Origin of the sequence: Kitasatospora sp. NPDC101801 (assembly GCF_044766665.1) — a bacterium.
Lineage (GTDB): Bacteria > Actinomycetota > Actinomycetes > Streptomycetales > Streptomycetaceae > Kitasatospora.
The window spans coordinates 1-19130 of sequence record NZ_JBIWML010000015.1 but is presented as its reverse complement, the minus strand read 5'-3'; the positions used below and the strand labels follow the sequence as shown (position 1 = coordinate 19130).

Here is a 19130-nt window from a genome sequence, read left to right as displayed (position 1 = left end):
GCGAAGTGGACCTAGCAGTCGCTCACGAGACCATCGCGCGATGGCAGTTCGGGATCACCACCGTCTACCACTACCTCTTCGTTCCGCTGACGATCAGCCTGGCGTCCCTGGTGGCGGGCCTGGAGACGGCCTGGGTCCGGACCGGCAAGGAGAAGTACTTCCACGCCACCAAGTTCTGGGGCAAGCTCTTCCTGATCAACATCGCCATGGGCGTGGTCACCGGCATCGTCCAGGAGTTCCAGTTCGGGATGAACTGGTCCGACTACTCCCGCTTCGTCGGCGACGTCTTCGGCGCCCCGCTGGCGATGGAGGCGCTGATCGCCTTCTTCTTCGAGTCCACCTTCATCGGCCTGTGGATCTTCGGCTGGGACAAGCTGCCGAAGAAGATCCACTGCGCCTGCATGTGGATGGTCGCGATCGGCACCCTGCTCTCCGGCTACTTCATCCTGGCGGCCAACTCCTGGATGCAGCACCCGGTCGGCTACACCGTCGACCCGGTCACCGGTAAGGCCCAACTGACCGACATCGCCCGGGTGCTGTTCCAGGACACCACCGTGGTCGTGGTCCTGCACACCATCACCGCCGCCTTCCTCACCGGCGCCGCCTTCATGGTCGGCATCAGCTCCTTCCACCTCTGGAAGACCAAGCGGAGCGGCACCCCCGACCCCAAGAAGACCGCCGTGATGCGGACCTCCCTCCGGCTCGCCCTGGTGGTCGCCGTCATCGCCGGCCTCGGCACCGCCTTCACCGGCGACAGCCTGGCCAAGGTGATGTTCCGTCAGCAGCCGATGAAGATGGCCTCCGCCGAAGCCCTCTGGGACACCGAGGCCCCGGCCCCGTTCTCGATCTTCGCGGTCGGCAACGTCAACGAGGGCCACAACTCGGTCGCCCTTGAGGTCCCCGCCATACTGTCCTTCCTCGCCAACAGCGACTTCACCTCCGCCGTCCCGGGCATCAACGAGACCGCCGCCGCCGAAGCCGCCCGCTACGGCGGCGACCCCAAGGACTACATCCCGAACATCTTCGTCACCTACTGGGGCTTCCGTCTCATGATCGGTTTCGGGATGACCTCCTTCGTGGCGGCCCTGATCGGCCTCTGGACCACCCGCCGCACGTTCTGGCTGGCTCCCGAACACCGCACCGGCCCCGACGAAGTCCCCAGACTCATGCTCACCAAGAACCGTGAGCTGAACGGCTTCCTCACCCAGTGGAGCTGGCGGATCGGCATCCTCACCATGGGCTTCCCGCTGATCGCCAACAGCTTCGGCTGGATCTTCACCGAGATGGGCCGGCAGCCCTGGGCCGTCTTCGGCCTGATGAAGACCTCCGCCGCGGTCTCCCCGAACGTCAGCGTCACCACCCAGGTGATCGCCCTCTCCACCTTCACGGCCCTCTACGCGATCCTCGCCGTGATCGAGGTCAGACTCCTCGTCAAGTACGCCAAGGCGGGCCCCGTCACCACCGAGGAGCCCCCCACCGAGGACCCGACCCTGCGCCCCGGGTCCGACGACGCCGACAAGCCCCTCGCCTTCGCCTACTGAGGACTCCCGATGCAACTCCACGACGTCTGGTTCATCCTGATCGCCGTCCTCTGGATCGGCTACTTCTTCCTCGAAGGCTTCGACTTCGGCATCGGTGTCCTCACCAGGCTGCTCGCCCGCAACACCGCCGAGCGCCGGGTCCTGATCAACACCATCGGCCCGGTCTGGGACGGCAACGAGGTCTGGCTGCTCACCGCCGGCGGCGCCACCTTCGCGGCCTTCCCGGACTGGTACGCCACCCTGTTCTCCGGCTTCTACATCCCCCTCCTCCTGATCCTGGTCTGCCTGATCATCCGAGGAGTCGCCTTCGAGTACCGCGCCAAGCGCCCGGAGGAGCGCTGGCAGCGCAACTGGGAGCAGGCGATCTTCTGGACCTCCCTGGTCCCCGCCTTCCTCTGGGGCGTCGCCTTCGCCAACATCGTGCACGGCGTGGACATCGACGAGCGCAAGAACTACGTCGGCACCCTCTGGGACCTGCTCAACCCGTACGCGATCCTCGGCGGCCTGGTCACCCTCACCCTCTTCACCTTCCACGGCGCCCTCTTCGCCGCCCTGAAGACCGACGGCGACATCCGCACCCGGGCCCGCTCGACCGCCCTCCAACTCGGCCTGCTCACCGCCGTCCTGGCCCTGGTCTTCCTCGTCTGGACCCAGTCCGACAGCGGCAACACCTGGAGCCTGGTCGCCCTGGTGATCGCCGTAGCAGCCCTCCTCGGCTCCCTCGCTGCCAACCAATCGGCCCGCGAGGGCTGGGCGTTCATCCTCTCCGGCATCACCGTCACCGCCGCCGTGGCGATGCTCTTCCTCGCCCTCTTCCCCGACGTGATGCCCTCCACCCTGAACCCCGAGTGGTCGCTCACCGTCAGCAACGCCGCGTCCTCCGCCTACACCCTCAAGCTGATGACCATCGTGGCGGCGATCTTCACGCCCCTGGTCCTGCTCTACCAGTCCTGGACCTACTGGGTGTTCCGCAAGCGGATCGGCACCCAGCACATCCCGGCCGCGCACTGACCATGCGACCCGTCGACCCCCGCCTCCTCCGCCAGGCCAGGACCACCCGCACCTTCCTCGCCGGATCAGTGGTCCTCGGCGGGGTCGGCGCGGTCCTCACCGTCCTCCAGGCCACCCTGATCACCGACATAGTCGTCAGCGCCTTCCAGCAACACACCTACGCCCTCACCACCCCCCTCACCCTGCTCGCCGCCACCTCCCTCGGCCGCGCCGCCGTGGCCTGGCTGACCGAACTGACGGCCCACCGCTCGGTCGCCCGGGTCAAGTCCACCCTCCGCCGCCGCCTGCTGGACCACGCCACCGCCCTCGGCCCCGGCTACCTCTCCACCCGCCGCACCGGCGAACTGACCACCCTGGCCACCCGAGGCGTCGACGCCCTGGACGACTACTTCGCGCGCTACCTCCCCCAGCTCGCCCTCGCCCTGGTCGTCCCCGCGATCGTCCTGCTCCGCATCCTCGGCGCCGACCTCACCTCGGCCGCGATCATCGCCGGTACCCTCCCGCTGATCCCGCTCTTCATGGTCCTCATCGGTCTCGCCACCCAGAGCCAGATGGACCGTCAGTGGAGCACCCTCTCCCGGCTCAGCCACCACTTCCTCGACGTGGTCGCCGGTCTCCCCACCCTCAAGATCTTCAACCGGGCCAAGCACCAGGCAGCCACCATCGCCCGGATCACCGACGACTACCGCAAGGCAACCCTCCGCACCCTCCGGATCGCCTTCGTCAGCTCCTTCGCCCTGGAGCTGCTGGCCACCCTCTCGGTCGCCCTGGTCGCCGTCTCCATCGGCTTCCGCCTGGTCAACGGCACCCTCACGCTGGAGACCGGCCTCCTCATCCTGATCCTCGCCCCCGAGGTCTACTTCCCGATCCGCCAGGTCGGCGCGCTCTACCACTCCAGCGTCGAGGGCCTCTCCGCCGCCAACGAGATCTTCGAAGTCCTCGAAACCCCCCTCCCCACCCCCGGCACCACCCCGTCCCCCGACCTCCACACCGCCACCATCACCCTCACCGCCCTCACGGTCGCCGACCGCCTGCCCCCCACCACCCTCACCCTCAAGCCCCACACCGTGACCGCCCTCACCGGCCCCTCCGGCTCCGGCAAGACCACCCTCCTCTCCACCCTGCTCGGCTTCACCACACCCACCGCCGGCACCATCCGCATCAACGGCCACGACCTCACCACCCTCGACCCGGCCACCTGGCACCGCCAGATCGCCTGGGTCCCCCAGCACCCCCACCTCTTCGCCGGCACCGTCGCCGACAACATCCGGCTGGCCCGCCCGGACGCCACCGACGAAGACCTCCGAGCCGCCCTCACCGCCGCCCACGCCACCGACTTCGCCGACCTCACCCTGACCCTCGGCGAGCACGGCGCCGGCCTCTCCGCCGGCCAACGCCAACGCCTCGCCCTCGCCCGCGCCCTCCTGACGGACCGTCCCCTTCTCCTGATGGACGAGCCCACCGCCAACCTGGACAGCGCCAGCGAACAGGCCATCGTCGCCACCCTCCAGGCCATGAAGAACCGCACCGTCCTCTTCATCGCCCACCGCCCCGCCCTCCTCCAAACCGCCACCACCCACCACCACCTCCAACCCCAGACCACCCGGACCACCCAGACCACCCCCACCACCCCGACGACCCCCACCACCCCGACGACCCTCCCCACCCCGACGACCCTCCCCACCCTCCCCACCCCCACCACCCTCCCCACCCCCACCACCCCTGAAGGGCGAGAGGGTCTGCTGCGGGAGGGGGCGCCGGACGGGACGGTCCCGGAGGGGGGCGTGGTGCGCGATTTTCCTACCGCCAACGGCGACTCAGCCCCACCCACCGGGTCGGCGGTAGGAAAATCGTGCAGCCCCCCGGAGCGGACCGTCCCGTCCGGCGCCCCCGGTCCCCACACACCCGAGAGCCCCGCCGTAACCCCCCCCCCCCCCCCCCCCCCCCCCCCCCCCCCCCCCCCCCCCCCCCCCCCCCCCCCCCCCCCCCCCCCCCCCCCCCCCCCCCCCCCCCCCCCCGGTCCCCACACACCCGAGAGCCCCGCCGTAACCCCAGCCACCCCCACCCCCACCACCCCCCGCCTCACCCTCGCCACCACCCTCGGCACCCTCGCCCTCACCTGCGCCGTAGCCCTGATGGCCACCTCCGGCTGGCTCATCTCGTACGCCTCCGAGATGCCCCCGGTGCTCTACCTGATGATGGCCGTCACCTCCGTCCGCGCCTTCGGCATCGGCCGCAGCGTCTTCCGCTACGCCGAACGCCTGGTCTCGCACGACGCGGTGCTCCGCGCCCTCGGCGCGATCCGCACCACCGTCTACCGCCGCCTCGAACTGCTCGCCCCCACCGCCCTCCCGGCCTTCCGTCGGGGCGACCTGCTCTCCCGGCTGGTCTCCGACGTCGACGCGATCCAGGACCACTACCTCCGCTGGAAGCTCCCGGCCGCGATCGCCGTCACCGTCTCCGCGCTCTCCTCCCTCGCGCTGGCCGCCTTCCTCCCCGTCGCCGGCGCCGTCCTCGCCCTCGGTCTGCTGCTCGCCGGAGCCGTCGTCCCGGCCCTCGCCGCCCGCACATCTGCCCGCACCGAACGGCAACAGGCCCCGGCCCGGGGCGAGTTGGCCACCGCCGTGGTCGACACCCTCACCGGCACCGCCGAACTCGCGGTGGCCGGCGCGCTGCCCGCCCGGCTCCGTACCGCGCACGCCGCCGACGGCCGCCTGACCACCCTCGCGGCCCGCTCCGCCGCCACCCTGGCCGCCTCCACCGGCCTGACCACCGCGCTGACCGGACTCACCGTCACGGCCGCCGCAGCCGTCGGCGTACACGCCGTCAGCACCGGTGCGCTGCCGGGGGTCTGCCTCGCCCTGGTGATCCTGCTGCCGCTCGCCGCCTTCGAGGCCGTCACCGGCATGCCCACCGCCGTCCAGGCCCGGGCCCGCAGCAAGTCCGCCTCGGCCCGGCTCGACGAACTCCTCCGCACCGACCCACCCGTCCGGGAACCCGCCCCCACCCTCGTCCCCACCTCCTCCCACCTGACCACCTCCCACCCGGCCACCTCTCACCCGGCCACCTCCCACCTGACCACCCACCAGCTCGCCGCCCGCTGGCCCGGCCGCAGCACCGACGCGATCCACGGCATCGACCTCGACCTCACCCCGGGCCGCCGGATCGCCGTCGTCGGCCCGTCCGGCTCCGGCAAGACCACCCTCGCCCACACCCTGCTCCGCTTCCTCGACCCCAGCGCCGGGAGCATCGCGCTGCACTGTCCACAGCCTGTGGACACCCGGACCATCCAGTCCGACCAGGTCCGCCGCTCGGTGGGCCTGTGCGCCCAGGACGCCCACATCTTCGACAGCTCGCTCCGCGAGAACCTCCGGCTGGCCGCGCCCGCCGCCACCGACCAGGAGCTGGCCGCCGCCCTCTCCGCCGCCCGGCTGCTCCCCTGGGTGCAGAGCCTCCCGGACGGCCTGGACACCATGGTCGGCGAGCACGGCGCCCGGCTCTCCGGCGGCCAGCGCCAGCGCCTCGCCCTGGCCCGGGCGCTGCTCGCCGACTGCCCGATCCTGATCCTGGACGAGCCCGCCGAGCACCTCGACCTGCCCACCGCCGACGCACTGACCGCCGACCTGCTGGCCGCCACCACCGGCCGGACCACCCTCCTGATCACCCATCGGCTGGCCGGTCTGGACGCGGTGGACGAGATCCTGGTCCTCGACCACGGCCGGATCGTCGAACGCGGCACCTGGTCCGAGCTCACCGCCGACCCCACCACCGCCTTCGCCGCCACCTGGCACCGCGAACAACTCGCCGACCTCGGCTTCTCCTCCCCCACCCCCACCACCTCTCCCACCCCCACCCCGTCCCCCACCCCGTCCCTCACCAGGCCCGACCTCCCGCCCGCCCGCCACACCACCGAGCAGCCGCAACCACCACTCCAAACCACCACAAACTAGGCTCATCCCATGGAGATCCAGCCCGACCCGGGCGCCACCGGCGAACCCACCCCGCACCGCGTCCCCGAGATCGCGTCCCTGGGCCTGGACACGCTGGTGACCGAGGTCTCCGAACGCCTCCAGTCCGCCGCCGCCGTCACCGACCGGATGCAGCGGCTGCTCGAGGCCGTGGTCTCGGTCGGTGCCGGGCTCGACCTGCACGCGACCCTCCAGCGGATCGCCACCGCCGCCGCCGAGCTGGTCGACGCCAGGTACGCCGCGCTCGGTGTGATCTCCCTGCACGCGGACGGGCTCTCCGACTTCATCCACATCGGCATCGACGACGAGACCGCCGCCGCGATCGGTGAACTCCCCGCCGGACGCGGCATCCTGGGGGTGCTGATCGACCACCCGGAGTCGCTCCGGCTGACCGACCTGTCCACCGACCCCCGGTCCACCGGCTTCCCGCCGCACCACCCCCCGATGAAGTCCTTCATCGGGGAGCCGATCCGGGTCCGCGGCGAGGTGTTCGGCAACCTCTACCTGACCGAGAAGAAGACCAGCAGCGGCGCCTTCACCCCCGAGGACGCCCAGGTGGTGCACGCACTCGCGGCCGCCGCCGGGGTCGCGATCGAGAACTCCCGCCTCTACGAGGAGGGCCGGCGGCGCGAGCGCTGGATCGCCGGTGCCTCCGCCGTCACCACCGCGCTGCTCTCCACCGACCGGGCCCAGGTCGCCCTGACCGTGGCCGCCGAGCAGGTCCGCGAACTCGCCGACGCCGCCCTCGGCATGATCCTGCTGCCCACCGGCGACGGGCAGATGCGGGTGGCGCACGCCTCAGGTGAGAAGGCCGAGTTCGTCCGGGGGGAGCTGCTGCCGCCCACCAGCTTCGCGGCCGAGCTGCTCCAGGGCGAGAGCGTCTACATCGACGACATGGCGAACGACCCCGACGTGGTGATCCGGCTGGCCCGGAAGTTCGGCGCCTCGATGGCCGTGCCGATGATCGCGGCGGGCCGGGTGCTCGGCGGCCTCTGCGTCTGGCGCAGCCAGGGCGCACCGCCGTTCACCGACTCGGAGAAGCAGCTCGCCGAGGCGTTCGCCTCGCAGTCCGCGCTCGCCCTCCGGCTGGCCGAGGGGCAGCGAGACCAGCAGCGCCTGGCGGTCTTCCAGGACCGCGACCGGATCGCCCGCGACCTGCACGACCTGGTGATCCAACGGCTGTTCGCCACCGGCATGATGCTCGAAGGGGCGGCCCGCCGGGCCCTGGTCCCCGAGGTCAAGGTCGGCATCGGCAGGGCGGTCGACGAACTCGACGCGACCATCCAGGAAGTCCGCACCACCATCTACGCGCTCCAGCACGACGACCACGGTGACGAGCCCGACACCCTGCGCACCCGGGTGCTCCGGGAGGGCAGTCAGGCCGCCGCCGCCCTCGGCTTCAAGCCCTCGATGACCTTCACCGGGCCGGTCGAGAGCCTGGTCGGCGAGAAGAGTGGCCGTCAACTCCTGGCCGCACTACGGGAGATGCTCTCCAACGCAGCCCGGCACGCGCGGGCCTCCCGGGTCGGTGTGGAGATCGACGCCACCGTCCACCTGGACGCCGAGGGTCATCCGATCTCCGGCGACCCGGACGCCTACGACCGCCCCGGCTGGCCCGGCGTGCTGCTGACCGTCACCGACGACGGCGTCGGCATCCCGGACGGCGGGCGGCGCAGCGGTCTGCGCAACCTCACCCGCCGCGCCGAGACGCTGGGCGGCGCTGCCTGGCACGAGCCGGGTCCGGACGGCAAGGGCACCCGGGTCCGCTGGACCGCACGGCTCTGAACCCCGCCACCGTCGATCCCGCCGCTGTCACGCCTGCCGGTCCAGCGGCTCCAGCCCCAGCAGCCGCTCCAGCACCGCCGCCACCCCGTCCTGCTCGTTGCTGACGGTGTGCTGGGCCACGGCGGCCAGCACCTCCGGGTGCGCGTTGGCCACCGCGTACGCCGTGCCCGCCCAGGCCAGCATCTCCAGGTCGTTGGGCATGTCGCCGAAGGCCACCACCTCGCTCCGGTCGATGCCCTCGGCGTGGCACCAGTCGGCCAGGGTGGACGCCTTGGTGACTCCGAGCGCACTGATCTCCAGCAGCGCGAACGGCGAGGACCGGGTGATCTCCACGTACCGGCCGGCCACCTCGCGGGCCTTGCCGAGGAATGCGTCCGGGTCCAACTCGGGGTGCTTGACCAGCAGTTTGAACAGTCCCTGGACCTGGCCGTCGGCGAGCAGCAGCTCGGCCGGCGCCACGGCGTGCGGTTCGTCCGAGCCCCACATCCGCAGCTGGTAGCCGTCCTCCCGGGCGAACCCACCGGGGAACTCGAAGGCGAACGCCGAGCCGGGCAGCTCGGCCCGGAGCAGCTGCACCACCGTGAGCGCGTCCGCCGCCGCCAGCGGGTAGGTGCGCAGCAGCTCGCCCCGTCGGACGTCCACCACCGCGCCGCCGTTCGAGCAGATCGCCACGCCGTGCCCGCCGATGTGCGCGCTGACCTGCGCCATCCACCGGGGCGGCCGGCCGGTCACGAAGACCACCTGGACGCCCGCCCGCTCGGCGGCGGTGAGCGCGGCCGCCGTCCGGGGCGAGACGCCGCCGCCGGGGCAGAGCAGGGTGCCGTCCAGGTCGGTGGCGATCAGGCGGGGGAGCGGCTGGGAGGGGGTGGCAGTCACCGCTCCATCTTCGCTCACCCCGCCCGATCCGCCGCCGACCGGGACGGCACCTGGTGGTCGTGCCCGGTCAGGGGTGCCAGATCTCCTTGATCTCGGTGACCTTCCCGCTGCCGTCCACCGCGATCTCGTAGATCCCGTTGGAGCAGCTGGCCGGGTCCTGCACCTCCACCCCGAGCAGGCAGTCGCCCACGTGGGTGAACAGCTCGCCGACCGGCACCGTCTTGAGCTTCCCGGGTCCGTTGACGATCTGCGCCGTCACCTTGGCCGCGAGCATGTACGTCTTGTCCGCACCTGCGCCGGCGTAGTGGCCGTCGTTGGGGTCGCAGACGAACTTGGCGTCCTTCACGAACAGGGTGTCCTGCTTCGGCGGCTTCACCGCCTGGACGTACTTCCGGCCGGCCTTCGGCGTCGGCGTGGTGCAGCCCGTCGGGTCCGCGTCGTCGGCCGAGCCGCTCGCCGACGGGGTCGGGGCCGCCGACGTCTTCTCCACCGGAGCCTGCGGCGGCGTGCTGCTGGCCGCCGGGGCCTGCACGTGGTTGGTGCTGCTCCCACGCGTCGAGTGCTTCTGGCACCCGGTCAGACCGATGACCACGGCCGAGACGACCGCAACTGCCGTGAGCAGCTTACGAGCTGACATATCGCTGGTTCCCCCATGCTCGATCCACACCGGCACGCCCCGGCCCGGCACTGACGACCCGACAGGCTACCCACTCACCCCGACCCCGCGCTCCCTGCCCCCGCCCCGACCCCCACCCCCGCAGGTCACCCCGCACTGCTCGAGCAGTGCGGCGGCGGACCGAGCCGCCGTTTCGGTGACGGCCTCCACCTTGACCGGGGACAGCACCCAGTCCAGTCGCGGAGTGTTCGCCTGTGGGTGTGCCACCTCGGCGATGGTGTTGGAGCAGACCACGAGGTCGGCCGCCATGGCGTGGAAGGCCCGGGTCATCGCGAGCACGTCCCGGTCCTGCGCGTTCCAGGCGGACAACCCCTGAGAGTCCAGCACAACGGTCTCGATGCGGTCGGTCACGCTGCGTTCGCCGAAGCCTCGGGCTCTGCCGACCCGAAGATCCGGGCCTCGGCCGCTGCCAACTCCTCGTCGCTGAAAGCACCGTGCTCGTCCTCGTAACGGCGCAGTTCCTCCGTGAGCAGTTGATGCCGGAGCCGGCGGGCGACGGCTTCCGCCACCTAGCCGGACACGTTGTCGGTGAGCTTCTCGAGTGCGGCCACCTGCTCGGACGGCAAGGTGACCGTGATGCGGGTAGTAGCTGCCGTGGAGCGAGCATGCCGTGGTATCTCCCGAGCCGATGGGCATTCGGCGACGTAGGGTCGAGGGCATGCGCTTGAGTACGGTGATCCTCCCCATCCACCGGTGGAGCGAGGGGCAGAAGATCTGGCGGCGGGCCGAGGACCTCGGGTTCCATGCCGCTTACACCTATGACCACCTGTCGTGGCGGTCGTTCCGGGACGAGCCGTGGTTCGGGGCGGTGCCGACGCTGACGGCAGCCGCGACGGCGACCGAGCGGATCAGGCTCGGCACGTTGGTGACCTCGCCGAACTTCCGTCATCCGGTCACGCTGGCCAAGGAGTTGGTGTCGCTGGACGACATCTCCGGTGGGCGGGTGACGGTCGGGATCGGGGCCGGCGGGGTCGGGTTCGACGCCACCGCGATGGGGCAGGAGGCGTGGTCGCCGAAGGAGCGCGCCGACCGGTTCGGGGAGTTCCTGCCGTTGCTGGACAAGCTGCTCCGCCAGGACTCCACGACCGAGAGCGGTGCGTACTACTCGGCGGTCGAGGCGCGGAACATCCCGGGCTGCGTGCAGCGGCCCCGGGTGCCGTTCTACGTGGCGGCGGCCGGGCCGCGCGGGATGCGGCTGGCGGCCGAGTTCGGGCAGGGCTGGGTGACGTACGGCGATCCGAAGGGGCCGGCCGAGGTGCCGGTGGAGCAGGCGCCCGGGGTGATCGCCCGGCAGATCGAGAAGCTGACGGCGGCCTGCGAGGCACAGGGCCGGGACGTGGCCGAGCTGACGAAGGTGCTGCTGCAGGGGTCGACGGCGGAGAAGCCCTTGCAGTCGGTGGACGCCTTCGTCGACTGGGCCGGAACGTACCGGGAGTTGGGCATGACGGAGCTGGTGATCCACTGGCCGGTGCCGGACTCGATCTTCGCGAACGACCTCGCCGTCTTCGAGCGGATCGCCACCGAGGGCCTGTCCCAACTGGGCTGAGCCGCAGCGGGCGGGTGCCGAAGGGGGCGGTGCCCGCCCGGCCCGTTGCGGTTCGATCACGACGTGTCCGATTGGTCGGGCATTGCGGTGGAGTGTCTGACACAACTGTGTTGGTGGTGGGGGCAATGGCCTCTCATAATTCTGCTGACACACGTGACAGTCGGCTTTTGGCGGGGCGGAATCGAGCGCCCGGCGAGGGAGCGGCGCGCGTTCCGTTTCCTTTCCGGGGGAGTCCCTTGTCTGCGCCTGAGAACGCGCCCGAGAGCGCGCCGATAAGCGCGCCCGAATCGGTGCCAGAATCCGTACCGGAGCCGGTGGGTGACCCGTCGGTCGAGCCCGCCGCCGCCCCGGCCGCCCGGAAGCTGCCGCGTGCGGTGGTCGTCGCGCTGACGGTCACCGGGCTGCTCGCGGTCACCGCCGCCAGCGCCACCGTCACGGTGGCGATCGGCAAGCCCGACCGGAAGCCGCACGTCGTGGCCGCCGCGCCGACGGCCAGTGCGAGCGCGAGCCCGAGCGCGACGCCTTCGCCCGTCCCGGTGCCGGCCCCGACGCCCACCCAGGCCCCGGCCCCGGTGAGCACCCTGCACGGCACCGTGGACGGCAGTACGCACGGCGGCGACCTGCGGTTCTTCCTGCTCCCGATGCCCGCAGGTGCCGAGTCCTACGGCTCCGCCGACGGCGTCAAGGTCCAGCGGGACGAGGTGAAGAAGGACTTCGAGAGCGACTCGGCCGGCGAGGAGAGCCTCAACTACCTCGGCTACAAGGAGGGGGCGACCCGCCGCTACCGCACCGCCGACGGGCAGCAGGAGGTCGAGGTCCGGATGCTGCGGTTCAAGTCGGCCGCGGACGCCCGCAGGTTCGCCGACGGCATGAGCTTCAAGGACGTCCAGGAGTTCGACATCGACGGCGACTCCAAGGGCAAGGGCGTCCTGATGAAGCCCGAGCAGGAGGCGTGGACCGGACGACTGGTCGGCGTGTCGAGCGTGGGCGACGTCGAGTACGAGATCACCGTCCTGGTGAAGGGGACGCCCGACAAGGCGCCGCTCCAGGATGCGATGAAGCGTCAGCGGGAAAGGCTGAACTCCGGTGGCTGAGTCGAACAATTCCCCCGAGACCGACGCCGTGCAGGATTTCGTACCGGGCGGCGAGCCCGAGGCCGTACGTGCTCCCGAGCCCGCGCCCGAGCCCGAAACCGAGCCCGAGCCCGAAACCGAGCCCGCGCCCGAAACCGAGCCCGCGCCCGAGCCCGAGCCCGCGCCCGAAACCGCGCAGATCCCGCACCAGGCAGGCCAGTTCGGCAGCGCCGAGCTGCTCGCGGCCGGTACCGAGGAGCAGCCCCCGGCCGCCCCGCGCCGCCCGCTGGGCACCGGCAGGCTGCTGCTGGCCGCGCTGCTGGTCGGTCCGCTGCTGGGCGGGTCGGTCGGCTACGCCGTCCAGGCCGCCCGCCCGGCCACCCCGCTGCCCGGGCTGCCCGTCGCCGCGCCGCAGTACCCGGCCGCTCCGGCGGACGAGAAGGCGGTGGCCGACGGGACGTTGAAGCCGTTGGAGATCGACGGTGACCTGCGCAAGCTGCTGATCACCAAGCCCGACGGCGCCGAGGACTGGGACAACTACGGTCGCGGCGACGACAGCGGCTGGATCAGCGCCGGCGAGCGGGCGATGTCGTACGGCAACTCCGACAACGTGTTCCGCCGGATGCTCCGCGAGGGCTTCCGCCGCGACGCGATCGTCACCTGGCGCAAGGGCGAGACCCGTTGGCGGGTGGAGCTGATCCAGTACCAGTCCGACAAGGCGAGCTCGGCCGGTCAGCTGGCGCTCGAACGGGACGACAACGGGGCGACCACTCCGCTGCCCGGTACCGCCAGTGGTGTCTACCTGACCCCGCCCGAGGCGCACACCTACGTGGAGAGCACCGAGAAGTACTACTTCGGGCAGGCGTTGGCGCGACGCGGCGACCTGGTGATGCGGATCAGCGTGTACGCGCCCGCCCAGGTGAACGCGGACGAGCTCAAGGACGTCGCCAAGCGGCAGTGGGAGCGACTGGTATGAGCATCATCGAGAACCCGCCGGCCGACGGGCAGCAGCCCGAACTGCCGCCGACCGCCGAGGCGGAGGGGCACCCCGAGCAGTCGCCGGCCGCCCCGGCGGAGCAGCCGCTGGCACCGCGTCGTCCGCTGCATCCGGCCCTGCGGGCGGGGGCCGCCGTGCTGGCGGCCGCCGTGCTCGGGGTCGGCGTCGGCGTTGGCATCCTGCGCACGCAGTACGTGGACGAGGGCACCGCGCCGGTGGCCGCGCCCGCTCCCTCGGCCACGCCGAGCGCGAGCGCGACGCCCTCGTTCGGCGCCAAGTCCAACGGCACGCACTTCGGTTCGATGCGGGACCTGCTGCTCCCGATACCGGAGCAGTACCGGCTCGGGCCCGACGCGGGCAGCTACGGCAACGACACCGAACTGACCGAGGACCAGCGCAAGGGCTGGATCGAGGACCAGGTCCGCGGCCTGCCGAAGAAGCTCCAGGACGCGCTGCGCAAGGAGTGGGAGAGCACGCCGCTGAAGGGCGGCGGTGTCCGCACCTACATCGCGCCGACCGGCGACTACACGGTGACCGTCTGGCTGCTCCAGTACCACCAGGACGCGGTCAAGGCCGACGCCGCCTGGAACAGCGTGCTGGCCTCGGACTCCGGACTGTTCCGGCTCGGACCGAAGACACCGGGGCACGAGCAGGCGAGCTGCTACCTCCCGTACGCCGACCCGGGCGACAAGATCGACCGTCTGGTCTGCTCGGCGGCGGAGGGTGACCTCCGGGTCGAGATGGAGGTGGAGGGGGTCGCCCCGCTGCCCAAGGACAAGGCCGTGAACTTCTTCAGCCAGCAGCTCGACCGACTGGCCCGCCCGGGAGCGTCCGTATGACCGATCAGACCGAGAACACCACCCCGGTCCCGCCGCAGCCGAGCACGCCGCCTGCGGCCACGCCGGCGCCCGCACCCGAGGCACCTGCGGCACCCGAGGCACCCGAGGCACCCGAGCCCGCCCCCGGCACCGGCCCGGTCGAGTTCGACGCCTGGGCGTTGGCGGCCGAGGTGGTGGCCGAGGAGCGGGCCCGCCGCCCCCGGCGCCGGATCAAGCTGCGTTGGGCCGCCGCCGCGCTGGTGGTGGTGCTCACCGGCACCGCCGCCGCGGTCGCGATGACCTCGGTGGAGCGGACCGACCTGCCGGGCCTGAAGACCCCGAACGACGGCCGGTACGTGTTCCAGCCCCTGGCGCTGCCGCCGCTCCCGTCCGGCAAGCCCGCGCCGAGTGCGACCGAGGCTAAGCACCGTCACCACGCCGACCTCCGGCTGCTGGTGCTGCCGGCCCCGGTCGGCGGGACGGTCTCGCCCGCCCCGGCGCCGGGCCAGCCCGCCGCCCCGGCGGAGTGGAAGTCCTGCGAGGACTACGCCCAGCTGGACAAGGACCCGGTCAAGATCCAGCAGCAGCTGGACGAGAACGCCTGCCGCGGCGCGGTCCGGCGGGTCTGGACCGGCGCGGACGGCACCCGGTCCGAGACCTGGCTGCTCAAGTTCGGCTCGGAGAGCGAGGCGGAGGCGTTCCGCCTGAAGATGAACGACGGCGAGCTCAAGGAGCCGGCCGGCCTGGAGTACGCCGGCCTGAAGCTGGACCCCTCGCTGGAGGGCAGGGTCTCGGTGGAGTTCACCAGGACGACGGCGGGTGCCGAGAAGGAGCCGGTGGGCCGGGCCGCCTACCTGCGGAACGGCGACGTGGTGGCCATGGTGGTGCTGAGCAACCCGAAGGGCGTGCCCGTCCAGGCGTTCCGTCAGGTGGCGATCCTGCAGAACCAGCTGCTGGACTGACGGCGGCTCAGCGGCCCGACCCCTGTCCACCCCTAGGGGTCGGGCCGACGCGCGTCATCCTGCAGGGCTACCCGGCCTCGTCATCCCAGCTCATGCCGCCGGGCCAGGGTGCCCACTAGGTTTGGGGCCGTGTCCACTGTCATCAAGACGGACGGCCTCACCAAGAAGTTCCCCCGGGTCACCGCGCTGGACCAGCTCACCGTTGAGGTGCAGCCCGGTGTGGTCGGCCTGGTAGGAGCGAACGGGGCGGGCAAGTCCACACTCATCAAGATCCTGCTCGGGCTGGCCCCGGCGACCTCGGGGACGGGCCAGGTGCTCGGCCTGGACATCGCCACCCAGGGCTCGGCCATCCGCGAGCGGGTCGGCTACATGCCCGAGCACGACTGCCTGCCGCCCGACGTCTCGGCGACCGAGTTCGTGGTGCACATGGCGCGGATGTCCGGCCTGCCGGCCGCCGCCGCCCGTGAACGCACCGCCGACACGCTGCGCCACGTCGGCCTCTACGAGGAGCGGTACCGCCCGATGGGCGGCTACTCGACCGGCATGAAGCAGCGGGTGAAGCTCGCCCAGGCGCTGGTGCACGACCCGAAGCTGGTCCTGCTGGACGAGCCGACCAACGGCCTCGACCCGGTCGGCCGGGACGACATGCTGGCGCTGATCCGCCGGGTGTACACCGACTTCGGCATCTCGGTGCTGGTCACCACCCACCTGCTCGGCGAGCTGGAGCGGACCTGCGACCACCTGGTGGTGATCGACGGCGGCCGCCTGCTGCGGTCCTCCTCCACCGCCTCGTTCACCGAGGTGACCCAGCTGATCGCGGTCGAGGTGACGGACCGTCCGGACGACCCCGGCTTCGACGCCGAGGCGGCCGTACTGGCCCGGCTCACCGCGGCCGGCCTCACGGTCCGCACCGACGGCACCAAGATCCTGCTGGTGCGGCTCAGGGACGACGACACCTACGACGTCATCCGGGACACCGTGGCCGAGCTCGGCCTCGGCCTGGTCCGGCTCGAGCAGCGCCGCCACCGGGTCGCCGAGATCTTCGCCACCGAGACGGGAGGGCCCTCCGATGTCGCTGCCTCCTGACACCGCGCCCGACAGCGGGGTCATCCACAACATCGGCTACCGCAGCTACCAGGGCCCCCGGCTCGGTCGCGGCTACGCCACCGGCGCGCTCTTCGTGCAGGGCCTGCGCGCCGCGTACGGCCTGGGCCGCTCCGGCAAGTCCAAGGTGCTGCCGATGCTGGTCGCCGCCGCGCTGGCACTGCCCGCGCTGATCTTCGTGGCGGTCGCGATCATCACGAAGTCGGACAAGCTGGCGGTGGGATACGCGGACTACATCTCCCTCTCGGTGATGGGGATCTTCGTCCTGCTCTTCCTGGCCGCGCAGGCCCCGGTGCTGATGTCCCGCGACCTCCGGCACAACACCGTCCCGCTGTACTTCTCCCGGCCGATCACCCGGGGCGACTACGTCCAGGCGCGCTTCCTCGCGATGGCCGCCGCGCTGATGCTGCTGATGACCGTGCCGCTGGTGCTGCTGTACGTGGGCGCGCTGCTGGCCGGCCTGCCGTTCGGGGAGAACACCGGGCACTTCGCCCAGGGCCTGTTCGCCGCGCTGATCTACTCGGCGCTGTACTCCGCGATCGGCCTGCTGATCGCCGCCGCCACCCCGCGACGGGGCTTCGGCGTCGCGGCCATCATGGGCGTGATGTTCGTCAGCATCCCGCTGGTCGGCATCGTGTACGGCCTCAGCAGCCCGGGTGTCGGCCCAGCACCGGAGTCCGCCAACTGGGCGGCCGCGCTCTCGCCGAGCACCCTCGTCCACGGTCTGGTCAACGAGATCTTCTCGATCACCACGGGTGGCTCGATGCACGCCCCCGGCGGGCTCGGCATCGCCGTCTTCGCGCTGGAGACCGCCGTGCTGACCGGCGGTTCGTACTGGCTGCTGCAGCGCCGCTACCGGAACATCTGAGAGGTCGTCATGGCAGTCATCACCATCGACAAGGTCTCCCGCTGGTTCGGCAACGTGGTCGCCGTCAACGACGTCACCATGGAGATCGGCCCGGGCGTCACCGGGCTGCTCGGCCCCAACGGCGCGGGCAAGTCCACCCTGATCCACATGATGAGCGGCTTCCTGGCCCCGTCCTCCGGATCGGTCACCCTGGACGGCGCACCGATCTGGCGCAACCAGCAGGTGTACCGGCAGATCGGCCTGGTCCCCGAACGGGAGTCGATGTACGACTACCTGACGGGCTGGGAGTTCGTGCTGGCCAACGCCGAGCTGCACGGTCTGGCCGACCCGGGTGCTGCCGCGAAGCGGGCCATCGGCCTGGTCGAGATGGAGTACGCGCAGGACCGGAGGACCGGGACGTACTCCAAGGGCATGAAGCAGCGGGTCAAGATGGCCTCCGCACTGGTCCACGACCCGGCGGTGCTGCTACTGGACGAGCCGTTCAACGGCATGGACCCGCGCCAGCGGCTCCAGCTGATGGAGCTGCTCCGCCAGTTCGGCGCCGACGGCCGCACCGTGCTGTTCTCCTCGCACATCCTGGAGGAGGTCGAGCAACTGGCCCGGCACATCGAGGTGGTGGTGGCCGGACGGCACGCCGCCTCCGGCGACTTCCGCAAGATCCGCCGGCTGATGACCGACCGGCCGCACCGCTACCTGGTCCGCTCCAGCGACGACCGCAGGCTGGCCGCCGCGCTGATCGCGGACAGCTCCACCGCCGCCATCGAACTCGACTGGCACGAAAAGGCGCTGCGCGTCCAGGCGATCAACTTCCCGCAGTTCACCACGCTGCTGCCGAAGGTCGCCAAGGACGCCGGCATCCGGCTCTACACCGTCTCGCCGGCCGACGAGTCGCTGGAGAGCGTCTTCTCCTACCTCGTCTCGTCCTGACGCCCCGTGCCCGTCGCTCCGAAAGGCTGACCCCGTGAACCTGACCGTCGCCAGGCTGACCGTACGCGGCCTGCTGGGCCGCCGCCGCGGCCTCCTGCTGCTGGTCGCCCCGGTCCTGCTGCTGGTCGTCTCCCTGATCACCCGGTACCTCGACAAGCAGTCCCAGGCCCCCGACATCCTCGGCCAGCTCTCGCTGGGCACGCTGGTGCCGATCATCGGTCTGGTGATCGGGGCGGGCGCGATCGCCACCGAGATCGACGACGGTTCGATCGTCTACCTGCTGGCCAAGCCGCTGCCCCGGTGGAAGATCGTCACCACCAAGCTGGCCGTGGCGATCGGCACCACCTGGCTGTTCGCCGCCCTCCCCACCCTGCTGGCCGGGTTCATCCTGGTCGGCGCCCAGGACAACCTGGCGATCGCCTACGCGGTCGGCACCATGGTCGCCGGGGCCGTGTACTGCGCGGTCTTCCTGCTGCTCGGCGTGGTCACCCGGAACGCGGTGGTGGTCGGCCTGGTCTACGCCCTGGTCTGGGAGAGCCTGATCGGCAACTTCGTCGAGGGCGCCCGCACCCTCAGCATCCAGCAGTGGGGCCTGAGCATCGCCAAGACCATCGCCACCGACGGCGCCATCACCGCCCCGGTCTCCCTCGGCGTCGCGGTCCCCCTCCTGATCGTCGTCGCCCTCGCCGCCACCGCCCTGGCCACCGTCAAACTCGCGGGGCTCACCCTCTCCTCCGACGAATAGAGGCTCGGGCTGCCCTTTGGCAGGCGCTCCGGGTCTACGGTCCAGGGGCTCGGGGCTGCACTGTAGGCAGGCGCTCAGCCGTCAACTACCCAGGGGCTCGGGGCTGCACTGTAGGCAGGCGCTCAGCGGTCTACTACCCAGGGGCTCGGGGAACTGCGAGGAGATCTGGCGTTCGGGTCACTGCGAAAGTGCCTGACCACCCCTGAACAGATCACCTTGCAGGGGCCGGCGTC

Annotated in this window: 15 protein-coding genes and 2 pseudogenes; 13 read left to right on the top strand and 4 right to left on the bottom strand. The window is 71.5% G+C overall.

Annotated features, from left to right (window positions below; translation table 11 throughout):
* The first annotated feature begins 5 nt into the window (after window positions 1-5).
* The 4 genes from ACIRPK_RS18685 (at window position 6) to ACIRPK_RS18670 (ending at window position 8305) form a co-directional block, all read left to right on the top strand.
* Window positions 6-1541: a cytochrome ubiquinol oxidase subunit I gene (locus ACIRPK_RS18685; RefSeq protein WP_403039992.1), complete on the top strand. Its 1536-nt coding sequence runs from the start codon at window positions 6-8 to the stop codon at window positions 1539-1541.
* Window positions 1542-1550: 9 nt separating this feature from the next.
* Window positions 1551-2552 (top strand): cytochrome d ubiquinol oxidase subunit II, encoded by a 1002-nt coding sequence (cydB, locus tag ACIRPK_RS18680; protein WP_403039989.1) that lies wholly within the window; start codon window positions 1551-1553, stop codon window positions 2550-2552.
* A gap of 2 nt (window positions 2553-2554) precedes the next feature.
* Window positions 2555-6502 carry a thiol reductant ABC exporter subunit CydD gene (cydD, locus tag ACIRPK_RS18675; protein WP_403039986.1) on the top strand — a complete coding sequence of 1316 codons (3948 nt, stop codon included), beginning with the start codon at window positions 2555-2557 and terminating at the stop codon, window positions 6500-6502.
* Window positions 6503-6649: 147 nt separating this feature from the next.
* Window positions 6650-8305: a GAF domain-containing protein gene (locus tag ACIRPK_RS18670; RefSeq protein ID WP_403040275.1), complete on the top strand. Its 1656-nt coding sequence runs from the start codon at window positions 6650-6652 to the stop codon at window positions 8303-8305.
* Window positions 8306-8332: 27 nt separating this feature from the next.
* Here the strand turns inward: ACIRPK_RS18670 and ACIRPK_RS18665 are convergent, their stop codons facing one another.
* The 4 genes and pseudogenes from ACIRPK_RS18665 to ACIRPK_RS18650 all read right to left on the bottom strand — a co-directional run bounded on the left by ACIRPK_RS18665 (window position 8333) and on the right by ACIRPK_RS18650 (window position 10474).
* Window positions 8333-9181: an HAD family hydrolase gene (locus ACIRPK_RS18665; protein ID WP_403039983.1), complete on the bottom strand. Its 849-nt coding sequence runs from the start codon at window positions 9179-9181 to the stop codon at window positions 8333-8335.
* A gap of 67 nt (window positions 9182-9248) precedes the next feature.
* On the bottom strand, window positions 9249-9818 hold the full coding sequence (locus ACIRPK_RS18660; protein ID WP_403039980.1) for a hypothetical protein: 570 nt from the start codon (window positions 9816-9818) through the stop codon (window positions 9249-9251).
* A 126-nt stretch (window positions 9819-9944) separates the two neighbouring features.
* Window positions 9945-10208: pseudogene (locus ACIRPK_RS18655) on the bottom strand (DNA-binding protein); the annotation flags it as partial.
* Window positions 10205-10474, bottom strand: a pseudogene (locus ACIRPK_RS18650) (hypothetical protein). The pseudogenes ACIRPK_RS18655 and ACIRPK_RS18650, both read right to left, overlap by 4 nt.
* A 41-nt stretch (window positions 10475-10515) precedes the next feature.
* Here ACIRPK_RS18650 and ACIRPK_RS18645 point away from each other — a divergent pair.
* The 9 genes from ACIRPK_RS18645 to ACIRPK_RS18605 all read left to right on the top strand — a co-directional run bounded on the left by ACIRPK_RS18645 (window position 10516) and on the right by ACIRPK_RS18605 (window position 18897).
* Window positions 10516-11403, top strand: coding sequence for an LLM class flavin-dependent oxidoreductase (locus ACIRPK_RS18645; RefSeq protein ID WP_403039979.1), 888 nt, complete (start codon window positions 10516-10518; stop codon window positions 11401-11403).
* 314 nt (window positions 11404-11717) lie between these two features.
* Window positions 11718-12497, top strand: a complete 780-nt coding sequence (locus tag ACIRPK_RS18640; RefSeq protein WP_403039976.1) for a hypothetical protein — start codon at window positions 11718-11720, stop codon at window positions 12495-12497.
* The gene (locus ACIRPK_RS18635) at window positions 12490-13452 is read left to right on the top strand and encodes a hypothetical protein (RefSeq protein ID WP_403039973.1); all 963 of its coding nucleotides are present in this window, start codon (window positions 12490-12492) and stop codon (window positions 13450-13452) included. The genes ACIRPK_RS18640 and ACIRPK_RS18635 overlap by 8 nt, the downstream gene beginning before the upstream one ends.
* Window positions 13449-14312 carry a hypothetical protein gene (locus ACIRPK_RS18630; RefSeq protein ID WP_403039970.1) on the top strand — a complete coding sequence of 288 codons (864 nt, stop codon included), beginning with the start codon at window positions 13449-13451 and terminating at the stop codon, window positions 14310-14312. Before ACIRPK_RS18635 ends, ACIRPK_RS18630 begins: the two co-directional genes overlap by 4 nt.
* A complete protein-coding gene (locus tag ACIRPK_RS18625) occupies window positions 14309-15253 on the top strand; it encodes a hypothetical protein (protein ID WP_403039968.1) in 945 nt (314 codons plus the stop codon). Before ACIRPK_RS18630 ends, ACIRPK_RS18625 begins: the two co-directional genes overlap by 4 nt.
* A gap of 129 nt (window positions 15254-15382) precedes the next feature.
* A complete protein-coding gene (locus ACIRPK_RS18620) occupies window positions 15383-16339 on the top strand; it encodes an ABC transporter ATP-binding protein (RefSeq protein ID WP_403039965.1) in 957 nt (318 codons plus the stop codon).
* Window positions 16323-17225, top strand: coding sequence for an ABC transporter permease (locus ACIRPK_RS18615; protein ID WP_403039964.1), 903 nt, complete (start codon window positions 16323-16325; stop codon window positions 17223-17225). Before ACIRPK_RS18620 ends, ACIRPK_RS18615 begins: the two co-directional genes overlap by 17 nt.
* Before the next feature lie 9 nt (window positions 17226-17234).
* Window positions 17235-18152 carry an ABC transporter ATP-binding protein gene (locus tag ACIRPK_RS18610; RefSeq protein ID WP_403039962.1) on the top strand — a complete coding sequence of 306 codons (918 nt, stop codon included), beginning with the start codon at window positions 17235-17237 and terminating at the stop codon, window positions 18150-18152.
* Window positions 18153-18186: 34 nt separating this feature from the next.
* A complete protein-coding gene (locus ACIRPK_RS18605; RefSeq protein ID WP_403039959.1) occupies window positions 18187-18897 on the top strand; it encodes an ABC transporter permease subunit in 711 nt (236 codons plus the stop codon).
* Window positions 18898-19130: the final 233 nt, after the last annotated feature.